At 37.1% G+C, this 19,837-nt stretch carries 13 protein-coding genes and 1 riboswitch; of the genes, 12 read left to right on the top strand and 1 reads right to left on the bottom strand.

The features are described 5' to 3' along the window. Position 1: 1 nt before the first annotated feature. The 7 genes from ACFOWA_RS14520 to ACFOWA_RS14490 all read left to right on the top strand — a co-directional run bounded on the left by ACFOWA_RS14520 (position 2) and on the right by ACFOWA_RS14490 (position 5,512). A complete protein-coding gene (locus tag ACFOWA_RS14520) occupies positions 2-1,555 on the top strand; it encodes a hypothetical protein (RefSeq protein ID WP_378986357.1) in 1,554 nt (517 codons plus the stop codon). 26 nt (positions 1,556-1,581) lie between these two features. After that, on the top strand, positions 1,582-2,265 hold the full coding sequence (locus ACFOWA_RS14515) for a hypothetical protein (RefSeq protein WP_378986355.1): 684 nt from the start codon (positions 1,582-1,584) through the stop codon (positions 2,263-2,265). Positions 2,266-2,385: 120 nt separating this feature from the next. Continuing rightward, positions 2,386-3,219, top strand: a complete 834-nt coding sequence (locus ACFOWA_RS14510) for a hypothetical protein (RefSeq protein WP_378986353.1) — start codon at positions 2,386-2,388, stop codon at positions 3,217-3,219. 11 nt (positions 3,220-3,230) lie between these two features. Further along, positions 3,231-3,671 carry an immunity protein YezG family protein gene (locus tag ACFOWA_RS14505; protein ID WP_378986351.1) on the top strand — a complete coding sequence of 147 codons (441 nt, stop codon included), beginning with the start codon at positions 3,231-3,233 and terminating at the stop codon, positions 3,669-3,671. Between the two features lie 6 nt (positions 3,672-3,677). Beyond that, positions 3,678-4,235 (top strand): T6SS immunity protein Tdi1 domain-containing protein, encoded by a 558-nt coding sequence (locus ACFOWA_RS14500; RefSeq protein ID WP_378986349.1) that lies wholly within the window; start codon positions 3,678-3,680, stop codon positions 4,233-4,235. Between the two features lie 315 nt (positions 4,236-4,550). Next, positions 4,551-4,925 (top strand): hypothetical protein, encoded by a 375-nt coding sequence (locus ACFOWA_RS14495; RefSeq protein WP_378986347.1) that lies wholly within the window; start codon positions 4,551-4,553, stop codon positions 4,923-4,925. A gap of 29 nt (positions 4,926-4,954) precedes the next feature. After that, positions 4,955-5,512, top strand: a complete 558-nt coding sequence (locus ACFOWA_RS14490) for a hypothetical protein (RefSeq protein ID WP_378986345.1) — start codon at positions 4,955-4,957, stop codon at positions 5,510-5,512. A 129-nt stretch (positions 5,513-5,641) separates the two neighbouring features. Here ACFOWA_RS14490 and ACFOWA_RS14485 read toward each other — a convergent pair whose 3' ends face one another. After that, a complete protein-coding gene (locus tag ACFOWA_RS14485; RefSeq protein ID WP_378986343.1) occupies positions 5,642-6,922 on the bottom strand; it encodes a peroxiredoxin family protein in 1,281 nt (426 codons plus the stop codon). Positions 6,923-7,047: 125 nt separating this feature from the next. Then, positions 7,048-7,152: riboswitch (SAM riboswitch) on the top strand. A 336-nt stretch (positions 7,153-7,488) separates the two neighbouring features. Here ACFOWA_RS14485 and ACFOWA_RS14480 point away from each other — a divergent pair. The 5 genes from ACFOWA_RS14480 to ACFOWA_RS14460 all read left to right on the top strand — a co-directional run bounded on the left by ACFOWA_RS14480 (position 7,489) and on the right by ACFOWA_RS14460 (position 19,720). Beyond that, entirely contained in the window at positions 7,489-10,662 is a 3,174-nt protein-coding gene (locus ACFOWA_RS14480) for a SusC/RagA family TonB-linked outer membrane protein (RefSeq protein ID WP_378986341.1), read from the top strand. Positions 10,663-10,668: 6 nt separating this feature from the next. After that, a complete protein-coding gene (locus ACFOWA_RS14475; RefSeq protein WP_378986339.1) occupies positions 10,669-12,102 on the top strand; it encodes a SusD/RagB family nutrient-binding outer membrane lipoprotein in 1,434 nt (477 codons plus the stop codon). A gap of 242 nt (positions 12,103-12,344) precedes the next feature. Continuing rightward, on the top strand, positions 12,345-14,162 hold the full coding sequence (locus tag ACFOWA_RS14470; RefSeq protein ID WP_378986337.1) for a 7TM diverse intracellular signaling domain-containing protein: 1,818 nt from the start codon (positions 12,345-12,347) through the stop codon (positions 14,160-14,162). Positions 14,163-14,747: 585 nt separating this feature from the next. Beyond that, complete coding sequence (locus tag ACFOWA_RS14465; RefSeq protein WP_378986335.1) at positions 14,748-17,834, top strand: SusC/RagA family TonB-linked outer membrane protein; 3,087 nt, start codon at positions 14,748-14,750, stop codon at positions 17,832-17,834. A gap of 11 nt (positions 17,835-17,845) precedes the next feature. Beyond that, positions 17,846-19,720: a RagB/SusD family nutrient uptake outer membrane protein gene (locus ACFOWA_RS14460; protein WP_378986333.1), complete on the top strand. Its 1,875-nt coding sequence runs from the start codon at positions 17,846-17,848 to the stop codon at positions 19,718-19,720. Positions 19,721-19,837: the final 117 nt, after the last annotated feature.

The raw sequence follows: 19,837 nt of genomic DNA, 5'->3' as shown, positions 1-19,837 counted from the left end.
AATGGGAAACAAAATCATAACCGAAAAAGACTTTTGGATGTGCAGTTGTGGTGCAGTTCCTGCTCAATTTCAATCTACACAAAAAACTGTCAAGAAAAAATCGGGAGAGAAATTCATTACCACAAGAGATACGGCTACAAGCAGTTGGATAGATTTTGGCTGTACCCGCATGATGCTGATTATGGCAATAATTGCCGCAGCCGTTGTAGTTATTGCTGCAATGACCGTAGCAACAGGCGGCGCTGCCCTTATTGCTCTTGGCGCAATTGCCGGATTAGCTGGTGCAGCCTGGGGTGCGGTTTTAGGCACTCTTTTATGTGGCCAATTAGCAGCAAAAGCACGGAAATGGGTTGGTAGTAAAAATAACTATATTGTACAAGGTGTTGAAACCATAACTGGCGATCATACCATGACATGTCCGGTAGGCGGAAAAGTTACCTATGCTCCACAAATAAAAAATTGGAGTCAGGCTATTGCTTTAGGAGCTGGAAATTATATCGGCCATTTAATGGAAGGTATGATGGCCGGTGCAGCCATAGGCATGGGCGGTGCTTTAATTAGTGGAGGTGCCGGTGCATTTGTAAGTGGCGGAATAAGGGGTGTTGGCCAGGCCGCGTTTCAATTTGCAAAGAGCGCACCGATGAATGTTATTCGCAATATCGGAGCCACATTCGGCTATGCAGGTGCCGGGGCGAGTACTTCTACAGTAGTTACCACTGCAGCGACGGCTGTTGGATTACGTGGAGTTACCGCTACGCAAGCAGGATTACAACATTATGGCTCTACAGGCGAATCAGGCTGGGGTGCTGCAGGCAGAGGTGTATTTGCCATGGAAGAAGGCATGTACCAGTCGGGTGGAAACATATTAAGCGGAAATGCTGGTTGGCAAGATGTAACTGGATTAGCCTTGTTACTTTCTCCTGTTCACAGAGCGCCTGATGAACTTAATGGCAGAAATGGAAAGCCGGTAAAAGATGGGGAAGCATCCAGAGATGGAGAAACTGCACAGGATGGCGAACAGAAAAAAACTGAAGATGAAAATGTAAGAGATGCTACTAATACTCCGGAAGAAACAGCTAAAAAAGATGGTGAAGGCGAAGCTTATGAGGCAAGAATTGGCGAAAGAAGAATAAGTGACGATTTATACGATGAACTAAGAGATCAAACACCCACACAAGAAATAAGAGATATGGTAAATGAAGGTGTTCAACTACCAATGCCAGATCCAGTACTGCCTGGCTTAGAAATTACAAAAAGGCTGCACGCCGATCATATTGTACCAATGGATAGGGTTACAAGAATGGAGGGTTTTGATTCATTAACTCCAGAACAACAATTAGATGTTTTGAACAATCCTGACAATTTTGTTGGATTGAGTCCATCTGCAAATACATCAAAAGGACCGAAAACATTCTCAGAATGGACTAGACACAAAGCAAGGGGAATTGATGTAGAACCTAATTTTAGAAATGAAATGATTAGTAGAGAACGAATATTAGAAGGTCAGCTCCAAAAACAAATTGATGATTTTAATGCTTTAAATAATGGCGGATAAACTATCTTTAACTTATATAAAAAAATATGAGCAAAATTGAATACCTAAAGAAATATAACTCAAAAGTTGAAATAATAGCTTTTGAAACATTAAACGAAAACCAATTAAAAAACCTGCCCGAATATTGGAAAAATGCTTTATCTCAAGATTCAACTTCGAAAACGATAGATAGCATCTTAACCCAATGGAAAAAATTTCCGTACCAATTTCAATCAACTATCGGTTATTTACAAGCTAATTTATTAGAGATTGAATTACTTGCCGATGGGGATCAACTAGCTTTGCTTTACACAATCAAAAATGTAAAGGGTAACGAAGCTTATTACATCGGTTACAATCCCAACACAAAGCCTTTAATAGATTATTTTGAAAAGTTGCCAGAAAGCTTTAAAGATATTTATAATCAGCTTCATAATGGCTGGGTTTATTATGCTTCAAAATCAAATGGACTTTTACCTATTGAAGATACAATTGTATTGGCTGATGAAGATTGGGGCATTTTAGAAGAAATAGATGTTGATGAATTGCCCTTTAATTTACAAAATTGCATCGGTTTGTTCGATAATGGCAAAGGTGATTATGCATCTATAGATCTAGAGTCGGAAAATAAAAAATTTGGCTTCATTTGGTGGCATACCAAAGCACCAAAACTCGGTATAGAAATTTGGCCGGTTATTGATGAGTGGACCAAAATAGGTATGGAAAGGTAATTTATCGAAAGTTTTTGAGTTGAAACAGTAGAAAAAAATTATTTTTGGTTGGGTACTGTTACTAGTCGGTTATCGGTGAAAATACCTGCTACATGCCTGATATAATTAATTTTATCGACAATGGCTGATATATATAAAATTGCTGAAAAACTAAACTTAGATAACAGGATAATAAAATTGATGAAAAAAGAAATTTTATTACCTAACTATATCGATGATCTTAATCCTGTAACTGACTACTGGTATCCACACCCTCCCTGTTTGATTCCTCTTTTCCTAGGTCATGGGGCTTCCTACAAAGGCATCATCAATCATTTTTTTTGCGATCGAAAATTAACTTTTGTAGAATATTTTCTAGAACATGGCTACATATCTGAAATAGCAAGAAATGCTGAACAGTTTATTACTCTTATTGTATTAAGAATGATAATTACTAAGGATGGCTTAACTGAAGAGATTATTGACTTTTGCAAAAAGGTAGGACTCGAAAAATATGAGGAAATTGATCAGTTCACATTAGACTTTGGAGATGAACCACAAGAATTTAAGCATTTGGTGTATTTTAAAGACAATAGACCGTTTAAATATGTTAAAGAACTTGAAGGATATAATGGTGATTTTCCTTCATCAATTTACATATTGAATAGAAGTATATATCTGCAAAATGCATCTCAGTTAGAAATAGCCCCAACTGAACAACTGAGTAAAATAGAAGATTTATCTCCTTGGTTAAAAGAAAATGAAAACAAGAAGAATTTATTTGATACTTACTTAAGTAATAACAAATTAAAAGAGGCTTGGCTTACACTTAATAGTAAAGGTTGGTTGTTAAAAGATGTTGCAAATGGCTTACAACAGCTTAAACAGAAGACTAACGATGAACGTTTTTCTATCGTTGCCGATTATTGGTTAGATGGATGGAATAAATCTACTTTCTTAGATGGTGAATATTGATAAAAACAGCTATGGAAACAATTAATAATCTAGTAGAAGAAATTGCGCAAACCGTATTTGATAACGTACCCGTTGATAATTGGAATAAAGTTATCGTTCAAACATCCATCTTATCTACTTATGTGGAGCTAACGGCAACCTATTATATAAATGATGTTAAGGAAAAATCATTTGATCCCAATTATGAGAATGCGCCGGAAGAAAAAACAGTAGATTATCTTTTCATAAAACTAAGGGAAGCCATGTACAAATTAGCTCCGAATAAAGGAGCATGGTATAACGTTGAAATGGTTATTAATGAAGACGGAGATTTCGAAATCAACTATGACTACGACAACAAACCCAACTTTGAAATGGAACCAGATAAAGAAGAATATGTAATAGACAATCAGGAATTTCCCCGAGATGAAGCGTCTACCCCAAGTTGGTTAACCCCATTCATACAGGTATAAATATTTATGTTTACAAAATTTATAGAGACTTACGGAAATTTAGAAAATAAGCAAGAAATCCCTTCTAATGATTTGGCACAAGTTAAAAGTACGTTAACTCCAGAACTATATGAGTTGCTTGAGCAAGGGGAAGGAAGCTATATGAATGGTTTTTTATGGGTTGTTAATCCGGTTGAGTATGCTACTTTAGTAAATGAAATTTATTTGCCTTTAACATCGCCTTCAGTTTGTTTCGCCAGAGATGCTTTTGGTTCTTTGTACCTGTGGGAAGATGACAGTATAATTTATGTTGATATAAATTTTACTAAACAAGAGGTTGTAGGAACAAAAGCTAATGTTTTTTTTGATCTAAAAATGACCGATAGTGGCTTCTTAGATAAAAAAACACCTTATAAAAACTATTTAAAAGCTCGAGAAAAACTGGGCGAACTTTCAAAAGAGGAATGTTATGGATACACGCCCTTAATTGGTATGGGTGGAGCAGAAAAAACAGAGAATTTGAAAAAAGTTAAGATTAAAGAATATATTTCAATAGTGGCGCAAGCATTAGGACAAATCCAATAGCAAAAATTTAGCAGTTAAATAATTTTTCAGTCCGTACTTCATCATAGGTGGAATTAAGGTTAGTATATGAGCAAAATTGAATACCTAAAGAAATATAACTCAAAAGTTGAAATAATATAATGCCCTAATAATCAATCTTATTGAAACTTATATATGATGATATTCAAGATAATAATTATTCTAGGTATGTTTCTTTGGGTAATAATAGATTTTTACTTATTCTTCACTGATAACAAAAATTCCAGTGCTCAATTGATATATGGCAGGGTCATGTTTGTGAAAAAAAATACAGGGTATCATAATTGTGAACTCAGTATGAAAGTTAAATGTTCAGACAATAATATTATCCAAACAACTTCTTTTTTTAAACCAAATGTGAGGTGGTGGATGCAATTTATACCAAACGTAGGAGATAATGTTTACTTCTACACAGTTGAAAAACTTTCGACGAGTATCAATAACAATAATGATATGATTGCTTTTGGAATAGCCAGTCATAAGCCAAAAATCGGAAAACTTCGTTGGGACTTATTCGCCTACCGTTCTTCCACGAGAACAATCATAATTTTTGCCATTCTATTTGTATGTTTATTTATTGTATTGAAGTTCACAACATTTGCAATTTTTATTCCTAAAGAATTTTATTTATTTGTAATCGTAAGATTAACCATCGAGATTCTAAGCCTATAAAATCTATGGAAATAAAAAGAAACATATATATGAGCCCGTTATTAACTTATAGATTTCCAATACTTACAGCAGTAACCTGGATTTTTTTCTCAGTTTTAATGACCATCAAACTTGCTGATTTAAAAATCATTTCTTTCAAAAAAACTGGAGTTCAAATCAATAAAAAAGGCAGTGGTACCTATGGTAAATTTAGTTTTAAACTTACGGTATCTACAAATAAACACGAAGTTTTTACCCGCTCCTATAAAACGCTAGCGCTATCAAATTGCTTTATTGATTTAGAAAAACTTCAGAAGGCAAATGCGATTTGGATGGTAGTCTCCGAAAATAAATCTAAGTCAAATGAGTTTCAACTTTACAGCATTGCAGATCATAAGCCAGGGCGGTTACGAATATTTTTTGAGATGATATCCTATCTGATTAACAACTACCTTCTTATCATTTGCGTACCATTAATACTCACCCTTTTGATCTGTACTCAAGAATTTGGCAGAGATTACCAATACATCAATCAGCAACATCACACAATAATTTCTGTTTCTTATTTCTTTAATGCACTTTTTATTGCTCTCATCGCTATCTATTAATATTAATTATTTTTTCAAAGAACATCTACCATATTCCAAAAGCATTTTGTATTGCAATTCATCATTAATCCTATAAATTATATGGTTTTGCACACAAAGAGGTTTTATCTGACTTGCTTACTGCTTGAATTATTTAGAGTTATTTTGAATCAGTTTGTCAATTTCTTCATTAAATGATTCAACAAAGTCCGTGTAATATTTTCCGGTTGCTGGTCCGCTATAACCGGTATGGATTTGTGCTACCTCTCCTTTTTTATTAATAATTATCATGGTAGGGAAGGAGATAAAATTCTGGAGTCCTGGAAGCGATTCGGCAACCTGTGTTTTGTCTGGTGTACCAGCAATAACCTGGTCATACTTGATATTGAACTTTTCCCGAAATCTTGTAAGTGCCTTTCTAACATAGGCCGAATCAAGCTGCCTTTCATAATGTATGCCAATCACTTCAATGCCACGGTCGCGATTTTTTTCATACCAGGGTGCAATAAAAGAAGCCTCATCAACACAGTTTGGGCACCAGGTACCACTAATGGTTAATATCACCACTTTGTTTTTGTATTTCTCATCAGTTAACGAAATCTTTTTTCCATTAACATCTGGAAGTGAAAACGATAATGTCTGGTATCCATCTTTTAAAAAGGTAAGTTTTGTTGCATCAGGTAGTGCAGCATTTTTATTTTTATTGCCGTCAAAATTTGTATCTCCTCTGGCACTTATTATTGCTCCAGATAGGGATCCATCATCTGCAAATGAACCTTTATAATAGGAGGGATAAGAACCAATAAAGCTCGATAGGTAAAAATTTCGACCATCTACAGTACCTTCCAAATACCTGGAGTCGCCAGTTATACGTAAAAATGTTCCGGTTAATTTATTGCCTGTTTGCTTAAATAGTCCAACCGCTTTTTCATCCTTTCCATCTTTGGATTTAAAGGTGATGTCATATTTTCCAGAGAAATCTGCAGCAGGAGTTTTGCCACTTTCTTTAAACCTGTAATTATCTTTTCTATTTGCTGTTAGAGATATTGGTTTGCCAGTTTTATCTTGTTTTCTAAGGACTCCAACTAGTGAATCATTTTGAATTTTAAAAGCAAGTTCATTATCAAATTGGTCAAGCTTAATCAAAAGTGAATCATCTTTTTGAATCACCCAGCCACCATCAAAATGTTCTTCCGCATTAATAAATGATAGAAATGGTTTATCGTCTTTTTGTTTTACCTCAAAATTGAAGGGAACTTCCGTACCAGGTTTAATTAAAAATACGCTTCGCCAATTTCCAATAGCAGAAAATTTGCTTGTAGCATTTATTGTGGAGTTTGGACCATTAGATTTTGAGTTGGCTTCTTGCGCAATGGCTTGAAGTTTAAAAAGTGATGCAAAAATTAGTAAGGATATAGAAATAATTTTCATGGGTGTATTCTTGGGAATGTCAAAGGTAGTTATCATTTCATCCTTAAAAAAATAAATTCAATAAAATCTATAGAATTAATAGACTATTGAATTTAAATATTATCTTTGCGCCAGTTGTTTTGAAATACTTATCAAGAAAGGTGGAGGGAATGGCCCTGCGAAACCTTAGCAACCAGTCTGTAAAAGATATGGTGCTAATTCCATCCCAAATTATTTCGGGTAGTTAAGTCAGTTGAATGCGAAATTATTAAAATAATATATGAGAGCACTCCTGATTTACAGGTGTGCTTTTTTTGTTTAGTACAATCCAATTTTATAGAATATTTAACTTTTAAAAATAAATAATATGAAAAAATCTAACGAGCCAAATTCTATCTATTGCTGTAAATCAGACATCCATTAATAAATTCATTTAATATGGATAAATCCATCACAAGCATCAATTGATGCTATGAATTTTTAAAAACTAGTCTTCAATTTTAAATGTAAAATGCGCCAAAAAATGCGTTGTGGGATTGTTTTGCCCAAATTTTTACAAATTTTTTAACTAATTATTTTTTATTTCTATGTACAAAATTTTTAAGCGACTCATTATTTTAATTTTGCTTTTGCTCCCCGCAATTGTTGATGCTCAAAGCGTTTCCATTACGGGTACGGTGAAAAGTTCAACAGGAGAAACCCTACCGGGTGTTTCTGTATTATTAGAGGGTACAAAACAAGCTGTAACCACTAATAATGCAGGTAGTTTTAACATCACTGTTGCGGGTAAAGGCATTTTGATCTTCTCCTATATCGGATTCTCATCTAAAGAGGTTGAGGTATCGGAAAGCAATAAAATTGTAGAGGTTGTTTTAACCGAACAAAATAATGCCTTAAACGAAGTTGTGGTTACAGCGCTTGGCATTTCGCGACAAAAGAAATCTCTAGGTTACGCCGTTCAGGAATTAAAAGGAGAGAATTTAACTGAAGCCAGAGAAACCAATCTGGTAAATGCGCTTGCTGGTAAAGTTGCTGGTGTTCGAGTTACCAATAGTCAGGGTGATATGGGTTCATCAAGGGTGGTTATCCGTGGCGAAACCTCAATTTCTGGTAATAACCAACCGCTTTTTGTTGTCGATGGTATTCCGGTAGATAACTCCCAACTTAATTCTGCAGGTGCAAGAGATTATGCAAATACAATTTCTGATATCAATGCTAACGATATTGAATCGATAAGTGTTCTTAAAGGACCAAATGCTGCGGCTTTGTATGGTTCCAGGGCAGCCGCCGGGGTAATTATTATCAAAACCAAATCTGGTAAAAGCCAAAAAGGCCTCGGCGTATCTTTCAACTCCAATGCGGTAATAGAAGGATTATTAACGCTTCCGAAATATCAGGATGTTTTCGGTCAAGGCTCTGAAGGAAAGTTTAGTTATGTGGATGGAAAGGGCGCAGGTATAAACGATGGCGTAGATGAAAGCTGGGGTCCAAGGATGGATGGACGGCTGATTCCGCAGTTTTTTTCTAAAGGCGTTGCTGTACCTTTTGTAGCTAATCCAGATAATGTTCGCGATTTTTTCCAAACAGGTTACTCCCTTTCTAATGGCGTTGCGATAGAAAACGCAGGTGAAAAGTTTGATTACAGGCTATCTTATAATAACTTAAAACAGGTTGGTGTGGTACCAAATTCTGGGCAGGACAAAAATTCATTTGCCTTAAACACAACTTTAAGGGTTACTCCTAAATTAACGCTTACGGCAAATGCAAATTATAGCAAGCTTGGTTCGGATAATCTGCCCGGTACAGGCGGATCGAGGTCAACTAGTACGATGCTACAATTCACCTGGTTCGGTAGACAAGTTGACATCAATCAGCTCAAAAATTATCTTGATGAAAATGGCAACACTTTTAATTGGAACAATAGTTATTACAGTAATCCGTATTGGGTAGCTTATGAAAATACCGTTTCGCAAAATAGGAACAGGCTTATTGGAAGCATCGGCTTAAATTATAAAATTATTGATGGACTGAACTTCAATTTTCGTTCGGGAACAGATTATTATAACGACCGCCGTAAAATAAAAGTTGCATATGGAACTAACGGCACCCCATTCGGATCCTATACCGAAAGTGCATTTACCGTAAACGAAAATAATACCGATGCAACGCTAAGTTACACCAAACAATTAAACGGTGATTTTAGTCTGGAAGCGTTATTAGGAAGCAATATTCGTTCGAGGTATATAGAGCAAAATGACCAGAGTGCCCCAAGGTTGGCCGTGGCGAAGTTGTACACATTGAACAATTCAAGAGATCCACTTACATCATCCAATAGTTACAGTAAATTAAAATCTTACAGCGGATATGCGTCTGCTCAAATAGGATATAAAAACTATCTGTTTGTAAATGTTACGGCCCGTAACGACTGGTCTTCAACGTTGCCAGCACAGAATAGATCATATTTTTACCCTTCGTTTAACGGTAGTATTGTGCTTACTGAAGCTTTTGATATCAAAAGTGAAGTTTTAGATTATGCAAAAATCCGCGGTGGTTGGTCTAAAGTTGGTAAAGATGCCGACCCTTATCGGTTAATCAATACTTATTCCTTTAGCGCACCATTTGGCAGCAATCCTCAACTTACTGCATCTACAACAGATTTAAATGCTGATTTAAAGCCCGAAACAACAACTTCCTCCGAATTGGGAGCAGAAGGGGTTTTGTTCAATAAACGCCTTCGGTTTGATCTGAGTGTTTACAATACCAATAGTTACGATCAGATTTTAAGTGTTGATGTAAGCCAAAGCACGGGTTTCCGTTCTAAATTGCTTAATGCTGGTAAAATTAACAATAAAGGGATAGAAATTCAATTGGGTTTAACGCCAATTAAGAAGCAATTTACCTGGGATATTGATGTAAACTATGCGGCTAATAGAAGTAAAGTTATAGAGTTGGATAAAGCAGGTTTACTGCAAAACTATGTAGTGGCTACCAATTCTGCGCAGGTTATCGCAGCAGTTGGGCAACCTTACGGAACCCTTTTCGGAAATGCATTTTTAAGGGATAACAGTGGCAATATTGTGGTTAATGCCACTGGTGCTCCCCAAACTGACCCTACCAAACGGGTGTTGGGCAAATATACGCCTGATTGGATTGGAGGGATATCAAACACATTTAGCTACAAAGGGGTAAGCCTGGGTGTTTTAATTGATGCGAGCTTCGGTGGCTCCATTTACAATGGCACCTATTCAACAGGAACATATACAGGCGTTTTGGCGTCAACCTTACCAGGAAGAGCAGCAGAATTTGGTGGCATATCTTATTATTATCCAGGAAATTTAAAAGCCAATGGTGCGGTAAGGCTTCCTACTGGAACTGCCGCCCCGCAAGGTTTAACAGTTTATGATGATGGGATAATATTTGATGGTGTTACAGCAGATGGAAAACGAAATGATAAAATACTCTCAGCACAAACCTATTACAAATCTTTTCGCACCATTGATGAGGCTAATATTTTTGATGCCTCTTACGTAAAATTACGCGAGGTAAAGCTGAGCTATAATTTGCCTTCCACTTGGGTTCGTCAATTAAAACTTCAAGGCGTTTCTGTTGCATTGGTCGGAAGAAACCTAGCCATACTACACCGCAACGTAGAAGATATAGATCCTGAAGTGGCTTTTAATACAGGCAACGGACAAGGACTGGAAAGCCTTTCAAATCCTACAACCCGAACTTTTGGCATTAACCTGAACATTAAATTTTAATCACACATGAAAAATAATTTTATTTATATACTGATTTTATTTGCCGTTTTGTCTGGTTCTTGCAGTAAAGAGCTTGATGAGGTAAACATCAACCCGAACGCAACTGAAAATGCTCAGCCCGATTATTTGCTAACAGCTGCAATAAAGAATACGACAGATGCCTACTGGGGTACTACCAACAACATGAACTCCAGTTTGTTATTTGCCCAACAATGGGCTAAAATTCAATACACCGAAGAAGATAGATTTATTTACTCCAACAGTAGTTTTACCTCACTTTGGTCTACCTTGTATTCACAAAGTATTAACGGGTTTAATAAAATTATAGAGATTGGTAACAGCACTTCAAATTCTAATTACAGAGGAGTTGCGCTAACTTTGCGATCTTGGTCATTCCTGCTGCTTACAGACGCTTATGGAGATATTCCATATACCCAGGCCGGCAAACTAAATGAATTTATTACCCCGAAATACGATAAACAAAGAGATGTATATTTTGGTCTGCTGGACGATTTAAAGGCTGCGAAAATTGCGCTGGATCCTGCAGGGAAGAGTATTGCAGGCGATATCATCTACAATGGGAATATTAACAGATGGAAAAAATTTGCTAATGCCTTACGATTAAGGATTGCCTTAAGGATTGCTGATAAGGAGCCAGCAAAAGCTAAACAGGTTTTAGATGAAATCAAAGCTGATGGTGATGCCTATTTCAGCGATAATACAGATATAGCGCAACTGATATATCAGATATCACCTCAACAAAATCCGGTAAGCGCACAGTTTGATACCCGTGATGATTACCGGATTAGCAAAACGATTGTAGACAAATTGTTTACGCTCAATGATCCACGCTTGCCAATTTTTGCAAGTAAAACCCAAACCACCACACCAGAAGAATATGTAGGTGTACCTAACGGATTAACCAATTCGGAAGCCAGCAACCTGGGTTTTGCAAAAACATCCAAACCTGGCGTTTACTTTCTTGCTCCACAATCGCCGGCTGTGATTTACAGTTATGCCGAACTATTGTTTAATAGGGCAGAGGCGGCTGCCCGGGGATTGACTACTGAAGATGCCTCGCTTTTGTATAGGCAAGCGATAACGGCTTCTTTAAAACAATACGGCATTTCAGATGCGCTGGTAACTAATTATCTTTCCCAGTCAGCGGTTCAGTATGATGCAACAAATTATAAAAAATCAATTGGTGAGCAAAAATGGATTAGCCTTTTTGGTCAGGGTTTAGAAGCATGGACAGAACAACGAAGATTGGATTATCCTAAGTTAACGGTTTCTGTAAACACAGTATTAAATGGTCAGATTCCGGTCCGATTTATATATCCAGGCACTGAACAATCTTTAAATGCACAAAGTTATAGAGATGCGGTTTCTAATCAAGGCGCTGATTTACTTACAACAAAATTGTGGTTTGATGCTTTTTAGGTAGTTATTTGCTAAAAAAATGTTATAAATAAAACATTTTTACCAATCTACCTTTCAATTCTACGGCTATCCTAATAGTTACAATCCACTGAAGGGCAATAATTCAATACAGTAAAGTTTGGACTTGAAGTAATGTTTTAATACTTTTAGAGTTATCTTAACCAAATTTAATGTACCCTATTTCATCCTTTCACTCTTATCGTGTAAAATTTGCTGGAATTAAATGTACACTAATTTTGTTGATGATAGTTTGTTACGTGCAAATCTCCCATGCGCAGCAAGCTGTGCAAATTGAGAATGATTCCCCGCATCAAATGCTATCGTTCGGTCAGATAGATGTTTTGGAAGATCCTAAAGCTACCCTGAATTTTGGCCAAATAATAAGCGAAAAGTTTCAGCATAAATTCCGTTCAAATACCCTTAGAATTCCTAAAAATGATAATCCAGGTTCAGCCTATTGGTATCGATTTAAAATCAAGCATAATCAGGAGAGCTCAAAACAATGGATACTGGAGTTTTTTGATCAGTCAATAAGCGAGCTGACATTATTTGCACCTGATGGATCTGGCAAATACAAGGCAAATTTTTATGGAACCAATTATAATTTCTCGAAAAGAGGATACGACCACAAAAACTTTATATATGATTTAAATAACCACACTGATCAAACCCTCACATATTATCTCCGGATCAAATCACCGCATTCAGTAAGCACGATTATTGTTTTGCGGGATCTAAGGTGGTTTGTCAGCTACGCGCTGGGAGAATATCTGTTGTTTGGGCTTTTTTATGGGATGATAGCGGTATTTTGCCTATATAACCTTCTAATGTACTTTGCTGTAAAGGGAAAACAGTATTTGTTTTATGTGCTGTATAACTTAAGTATCGGTATGTATGAAATGTGTAATGATGGTATAGCTTTTCAATATCTGTGGCCAACAAATCCTCCAATTAATGTGTATGGATTTGGCATTTCCCTTTTTTTAAGCAGCATTTTCGGATTATTGTTTACCAGTAATTTTTTATATCTGAAGTCAAAATCACCGTTTTTCTATAAGTTGGTGATACTTACTATTGTTATAAGAAGTATTTTCTTTATCGCCTGTCTGATTTATACCCCATTATTTAATTTTAAAATCATCGAATTTATTCCGCTGCTGGTTGCATTCAGCGCCGGAATTTCCGTACTCTCATCTGGCTATAAGCCCGCCAGCTTTTTAGTAATTGGTTATGGATTTCTGGTTGCAGGTTTTGTGCTCAAAATCTTGTTGCTTTTAAAGTGGATTCCTTATGGTACCCTTACCTATTATAGTCTAAGTATCTGCTTTGTTATTGAAATGATATTGGTTTCCTTCGCAATAGGTAATGCGATACGTACACTTCGAAAGAAAAAAAGCAGAGTGCAAAAAAGGATTATTGAACAGCTTAGAATAAATGATGACTTACACCAAAACCTAAATGAGCAATTGCAGGTGCTTGTCGATGAACGTACACAGGAAATTCAGCAGAAGACTTTAACCATCGAAAAACAAAATGCAGAGATCTCTGTGATGAACAGCCTGCTGAAAAACGATATTTCTGAACTTCATATTAATATAGAGAAAGTTACCCGTGCAAGAGTTATGCAAAAGGGTTTGGATTTTGAAGAATTCAGCAGGATATATCCAGATAAGGATAGTTGTTTTAGATACCTTTCCGAACTGAAATGGAGTCGTGGATATGCCTGCAGAAGGTGTCAGAATACGCAACACTCTGCAGGTCAAACCGCATTCAGCAGAAGATGTACCAAGTGTGGTTATGATGAATCGGCAATTGCCAACACCATCCTGCAAAATTCAAAGATTCCCATAAATAAGGCACTATATATGTTTATCCTAATTTATACCTCTAAGGGTACCATCTCTTCCTATAAATTATCCGAAATTCTAAACATTCGTCAAAGCACTTGCTGGACCTATAATTCGAAAATGCAAAAGCTTTTGCTTGACAAAAAAGCTTTGCTTAAAAAAAATTCAGATGGGGATTGGGGAAAGCTGCTTTTGGATCCAGCAATTGTGTAATTATCATGATTGACATTTCAAGTGCCATAATTTCTCATTTATAATATAGATTAGTTGATTATTAGAATTCAAGAAAATCCTTTTTATACCGAGGTTTATGGTTGATATTAAAGTGCAGCATCTCCGGTTTATTGAATATAAGCTAAGTTTTTGTTAGCCTTATTGCTATTAACGTTTTCATTCACATAGAAATACAATATTCGATTGTACATTTTTCTCTTGCATTTTGCCCTCTTTCTCGTACTATTTCTAAATTCTAGTTGATAGTTGAGCAAATCAACTCAACCAGCTATGGTTGTTTTTCTGCATTATGGATATAACATAAGCGCTCCAAAAACGGCATAGAACTGATAGGCTGAAAAAAAATACCAAATAATAAATGTTGCTCAGCCGTATTAATCAAAATTAAGCATAGTTGAAATGGAACGGGTAGAGTGCTTTTTTCAGGAGATACCATTGTTGCCATACCGTATTATAAAGTTATATAACTATCTATTTTATAGATAGTTATGATTTATTTTTGTTTGGAAAATGGAATATTTAGAATAGGTTTGTATTATCCAATTATTCTAAACCAAATATAAGATGAGAAAAACCATTACCCTACTAATTGCATTGGTTTGCTTTGTATTTACGCTATGTTTTGGACAGAGCATATCTATAAAAGGAACTGTAAAAGACAAATCCGGGGCAGGCATGCCAGGCATTTCGGTGAAAGTGAAAAATGCTCAAATTGCAGTATCTACAGGAGCTGACGGAAGTTTTTTAATAGCTGTTCCACCTAATGCAACGCTTGTTTTTTCTGCTGTAGGATTTACCACGCAAGAGATTTCAGTTGGTCAGAGAACAAGCATTTCTGTTACATTGGCTGAAGAATCCAGAAGCTTAACTGATGTTGTCGTGATAGGCTATGGTACCACAACAAAACGCGACGCTACCGGCGCCATTTCCAGCGTTAAAGCAACCCAGCTTGAAAATGAAAATCCACAAAGTATAGCCGATGTATTGAAAGGTAATATTCCGGGCCTGTCTGTTGGATTGAGTTCAAGTGCCAAGGGTGGCGGAGACTTATTGGTAAGGGGGAAGTCGACTTTAAGTGCAGGAACCTCACCACTTATTGTTTTGGATGGTGTAATTTACAATGGGCAGCTTGCTGATATTAATCCAAATGATATTGATGGAATAGACGTTTTAAAAGACGCAAGTTCTCTTGCGGTTTACGGTGCTAAAGCTGCAACAGGAGTTATTGCAATAACGACCAAAAAGGGTAGAGGTGAATCTCCAACCATTACTTTTAATACCAATGTTGGTCTTGCCCAGGTTGCTAAAAACATGCGACCTTACCAGGACGAAGCATTTTTGGCATGGAGAGGTGATGTGTTGCGTAGCGGCGCCACAACCCCAGATTATTTGTACACCGATCCTAGAAATCTTCCTGAAGGCGTTAACATCACTCAGTGGTTGAATGGGCAAACCGGTGATCCTGTTGATTTATGGCTTAACAGACTTGGCCTGGTTGCAAATGAGAAGGCAAATTATCTGGCCGGAAAAACAGTTAACTGGTATGATGATATCTTTAGAACCGGTTTCCGTCAGGATTATACCCTTTCTTTAAGCGGTAAGAAGCAGGAAGTTACCTACTATATGTCTTTAAACTACCAGAAAAACCAAAATGTTATAGAAGGTGGCGATTATACAGCAATCAGGGGAAGGATAAATCTTGAAGGCGAAGCAGCGAAATGGTTAACCTTGGGTATGAATGTCCAATTTGCCGATAGAGATGAGGCCAGAACAGGGGATGGATCAACCGAAGCAGACTGGACGCAGATATTAAACTTGTCACCTTACGGAGATAAATACCTTCCAAACGGACAATTGAGGCGTATTCCAACAGATGATAGCGGTTTAAATGCCAGAAACCCTTTTTTGAGTATGACATACAACGAACGCATGAATAAGCAGAATACAATTTTTGCAAGCGTTTATGGCCGTGTAAAATTACCTTTCGGAATTACCTATCAATTGAATTTTAGTCCAGGTCTGGATTTCTACAGAACGTTCGATTATCGATCTTCCAGAAATCCGGATGTAGTAACTCCAGGAGGATCTGCAACACGTGCCAACGAAACACGCTACAACTGGCAAGTGGATAATTTACTTAAATGGAACAAAACCTTCGCCAACATTCATAACGTGGATGTAACGCTATTGGCAAATGCTGAAAAATACCAAACCTGGTGGACACAAGCTTCAAATGAAGGCTTCGTTCCAAGTGATGTACTAAGTTATCATAACCTTTCTAGCGGAATCAAACCCGTAACAAATAGTGAAGATAAAGTATACACAGGAGATGCATTGATGGCAAGAATAAATTATAGTTTGTTGAGCCGCTACATATTAACTCTTTCGGTTCGTAGAGATGGTTATTCTGTTTTTGGAGTCAACTTCAAACGGGCTACATTCCCGGCAGCGGCATTAGCATGGGTATTTACAGATGAAGCCTTTATGAAAAATCAGAAATGGTTAGGCTACGGTAAACTTCGTTTGTCATATGGTATTAATGGTAACCGTGATTTACGTAACCCTGATAATGGAACTGTTGACCCTTACGCTGCACTTGCTCAACTAACGAGTGGTAAATACCAAACCGTAAACGGTAGCGGTGCTGCCTCAGATGTGAACACGGTTCAGATTGGAGCGAAAATGGCCAATTCAGACTTAAAGTGGGAAGAAACCACAGCGATGAATGCCGGTTTAGATTTTTCAATTTTTAACGATCGCATTAGCGGCTCCATTGATGCCTATAACAAGAAAACAAGTGATTTATTGGTTAGACAGACACTGCCGAATGTGAGTGGCTATTCTAATGTTTATTCAAACCTTGCCCGTATCAATAATCGTGGAGGAGAGCTAAACCTGAATAGTAAAAATCTTGTTGATGGTCCTGTTAAATGGAATACCAATTTCAATTTTTCCTTCAACAGAAATAAAATTGTTGCCCTTGCCTTGCCAACAGACGATCCTGGTAATGGATGGTTTATAGGTAAAGATATCGACATCATATGGGATTATAACATTCAGGGTGTGTGGCAGCAAAGTGAATTGGCCGAAGCGGCAAAATTTACAAAGGCAGCCATTAAACCCGGCGATTTTAAACTGGAAGATGTTGATGGAGATTATGCCTATTCTGATAATGATAAAAAGTTTTTAGGTTACCGTACACCACGCTATTTCTTCGCGATGCGAAATGAATTCAATATTTTCAAAAATTTTGATTTTTCATTTCAATTGCTTGCCAACTGGGGGCAGCTTAAACAATATAATTCGGCAAAAAACCAACCTGGTAGCGTAGGCTTTGCCCGCTCATCATCGTATGTTTTGCCATATTGGACGCCTGCAAACCCAATAAACGATTACGCCAGACTAAATTCTGGTTCGAGCGGTACAAGCTACAATGTGTATTGGGATAATTCTTTCATACGCTTAAACACCGTAGCCGTATCGTATTCGGTACCATCAAATTTGCTTACCAAGCTTCGTGTAAAAAGCGCTAAAATTTATGCCAATGTAAATAATGCAGGCTACTATGCACCAACATGGACATTTTGGGATCCGCAAAATAATGGCCCTACGCCGAGATACTACACTTTAGGTCTTAATGTTAATTTATAACTTAAATTAAAATGAAAAAAATAAATCAAAATATATCCATCCTATTTGCTTTTGCTGCCTTGCTTGGCTTTGCAGGATGTAAAAAAGCATATCTGGATTCAGAACAACTCTCCGCTTATGCACCGGAAAATTTAAACAACCTTACTGCTATGAAAGCGGCACTTAATGGTCTTGGGTTGGCCACGCGAAGAGAGTTTTTTGGCGATTCTGCCCCACTACTAACGGAATCTATTTTTTCAGATGTTGCTGTCGATGGAACAACTGATAAAAATACGCCTGCTCAGGATTTAATCTCCAGGATTACTCCGGATGCGAATCTTAATAGTGATGACTTCAACAAAATCGGCTGGTACTGGGATAATGAATTTGTCGCAGTACGGCAAGCCAATACCATCATTTCAAACATTGATAAACCCACATATGCGTCTGAAGCTGAAAAAAATCTGATTCTAGGTTCAGCATATTTCTACCGGGCATATTATTATTACAGGCTTGTTCATCAGTTTGGTGATGTACCATTGCTTTTAAACGATTTGGAATTTCCAAAAGCAAATTTTTATTCAACGAAAAGAGAAGTGATCCTGGGTAAAATGAAAACAGATCTTGAATTTGCACAAACCTGGGTTACCGATGGAGGGAATAAGGGCGATGTAACCAAAGGTGCTGTTAGCCATTTGCTCACTAAAGTAAACCTGGCACTTGGTAAGTTTGATGATGCAATTGCTTCAGCTTCTAATGTAATTTCAGGTGGAAAATACGGTATGATGACCACCCGCTTTGGAAGCACCGCTTCTGATTTAACAAAAAATGTGATTTGGGATTTGCACCGAATGGATAATAAATCGCTTACTACAAATAGAGAAGCATTGTTTTTAGTGATTGATAGAGAAGCTTTTGCCGGTTTTACAGCCCTGGGTTCTCAACTGATGAGAAACACTGTTCCTGCATGGCATTTTGCAAACGTAAAAACTCCAACAGGAGCAACTGCAATTGTTGATTTGGTTACTGCAGAAATTCCACTGACCAGAATGTATGGTAGAGGAATTGGCCGCTACCGGGGAACGCCTTACAGCACAAAATACATCTGGACGGATAATACCGATTACCGACATGCAAAAGGCATGTGGATGGATATGACAGATTTAGTGTACAATAACCCTGCATTGAAAACCTCAACAAATGCTGCGGATAGAGCCTTATATGGTCAGCCTTTGCAAATGTATTCGGATGCAAACATCAAACAACGTTTTACAAATGGTGCACTTGATACCATTCGTCATTGGTTTGGTTGGCCACATTATAAAGTTTTCATCAATTCGACCAACGCTTTAGCAAATGACCCATACTGGACACCACCACGCGGAACAAATACCGATTGGTACGTATTCCGTTTGGCAGAAACCTATCTACTTAGGGCAGAAGCTTACTATTGGAAGGGTGAACTTGGATTGGCTATGGCAGACTTGAACGTAGTGAGAAGCCGGGCCAATGCAACGCTGTTAACCAATGCCTCACAAATAACAATAGGAACTATTTTAGATGAACGTGCCCGTGAATTGTATTGGGAAGAGCCTCGTAAAACAGAACTTACCCGCATCGCATACATTTTTGCACAAACAGGTAAGCCTGCCTATAATGGTAAGAGTTATAGCATGGCTACTTTTTCTGATAATAATTTTATGTACGACAGGATTATAGAAAAAAATGATTTTTATAAAAACCAGGTGCCAACATTACAAGGTGTAAACTACAAAATTGCACCTTATCACGTATTATGGCCTGTTCCGGCAAGTGCGCAAAGGTTTAACACAGAAGGGAGAATCAATCAGAATAAGGGCTATGCAGGCTACGATCAGAATGTTGCTGCATTGGATAAATTACCTTAATATACGATAAAACCATGCTAAGTTGTACATGGTTTTGGTTAGATTGGGCAGTCCCTTAAGCAAGGACTGCTTTTTCCAGACCTCGATGAAATCAAATATTTAAAGTGCCGGTATAAT

The sequence above is a fragment of the Pedobacter lithocola genome (genome assembly GCF_042650845.1).
In the GTDB taxonomy this organism is placed as follows: Bacteria; Bacteroidota; Bacteroidia; order Sphingobacteriales; family Sphingobacteriaceae; genus Pedobacter; species Pedobacter lithocola.
This window is presented reverse-complemented; position numbering and strand designations above follow the sequence as displayed.

Coding starts and splice junctions, on each gene's coding strand:
- ACFOWA_RS14490 (WP_378986345.1), top strand. CDS start 4,955: ATGAGCCCGTTATTAACTTATAGATTTCCAATACTTACAGCAGTAACC.
- ACFOWA_RS14495 (WP_378986347.1), top strand. CDS start 4,551: ATGAAAGTTAAATGTTCAGACAATAATATTATCCAAACAACTTCTTTT.
- ACFOWA_RS14465 (WP_378986335.1), top strand. CDS start 14,748: ATGAGAAAAACCATTACCCTACTAATTGCATTGGTTTGCTTTGTATTT.
- ACFOWA_RS14500 (WP_378986349.1), top strand. CDS start 3,678: ATGTTTACAAAATTTATAGAGACTTACGGAAATTTAGAAAATAAGCAA.
- ACFOWA_RS14510 (WP_378986353.1), top strand. CDS start 2,386: ATGGCTGATATATATAAAATTGCTGAAAAACTAAACTTAGATAACAGG.
- ACFOWA_RS14480 (WP_378986341.1), top strand. CDS start 7,489: ATGTACAAAATTTTTAAGCGACTCATTATTTTAATTTTGCTTTTGCTC.
- ACFOWA_RS14460 (WP_378986333.1), top strand. CDS start 17,846: ATGAAAAAAATAAATCAAAATATATCCATCCTATTTGCTTTTGCTGCC.
- ACFOWA_RS14470 (WP_378986337.1), top strand. CDS start 12,345: ATGATAGTTTGTTACGTGCAAATCTCCCATGCGCAGCAAGCTGTGCAA.
- ACFOWA_RS14505 (WP_378986351.1), top strand. CDS start 3,231: ATGGAAACAATTAATAATCTAGTAGAAGAAATTGCGCAAACCGTATTT.
- ACFOWA_RS14475 (WP_378986339.1), top strand. CDS start 10,669: ATGAAAAATAATTTTATTTATATACTGATTTTATTTGCCGTTTTGTCT.
- ACFOWA_RS14520 (WP_378986357.1), top strand. CDS start 2: ATGGGAAACAAAATCATAACCGAAAAAGACTTTTGGATGTGCAGTTGT.
- ACFOWA_RS14515 (WP_378986355.1), top strand. CDS start 1,582: ATGAGCAAAATTGAATACCTAAAGAAATATAACTCAAAAGTTGAAATA.
- ACFOWA_RS14485 (WP_378986343.1), bottom strand. CDS start 6,922: ATGAAAATTATTTCTATATCCTTACTAATTTTTGCATCACTTTTTAAA.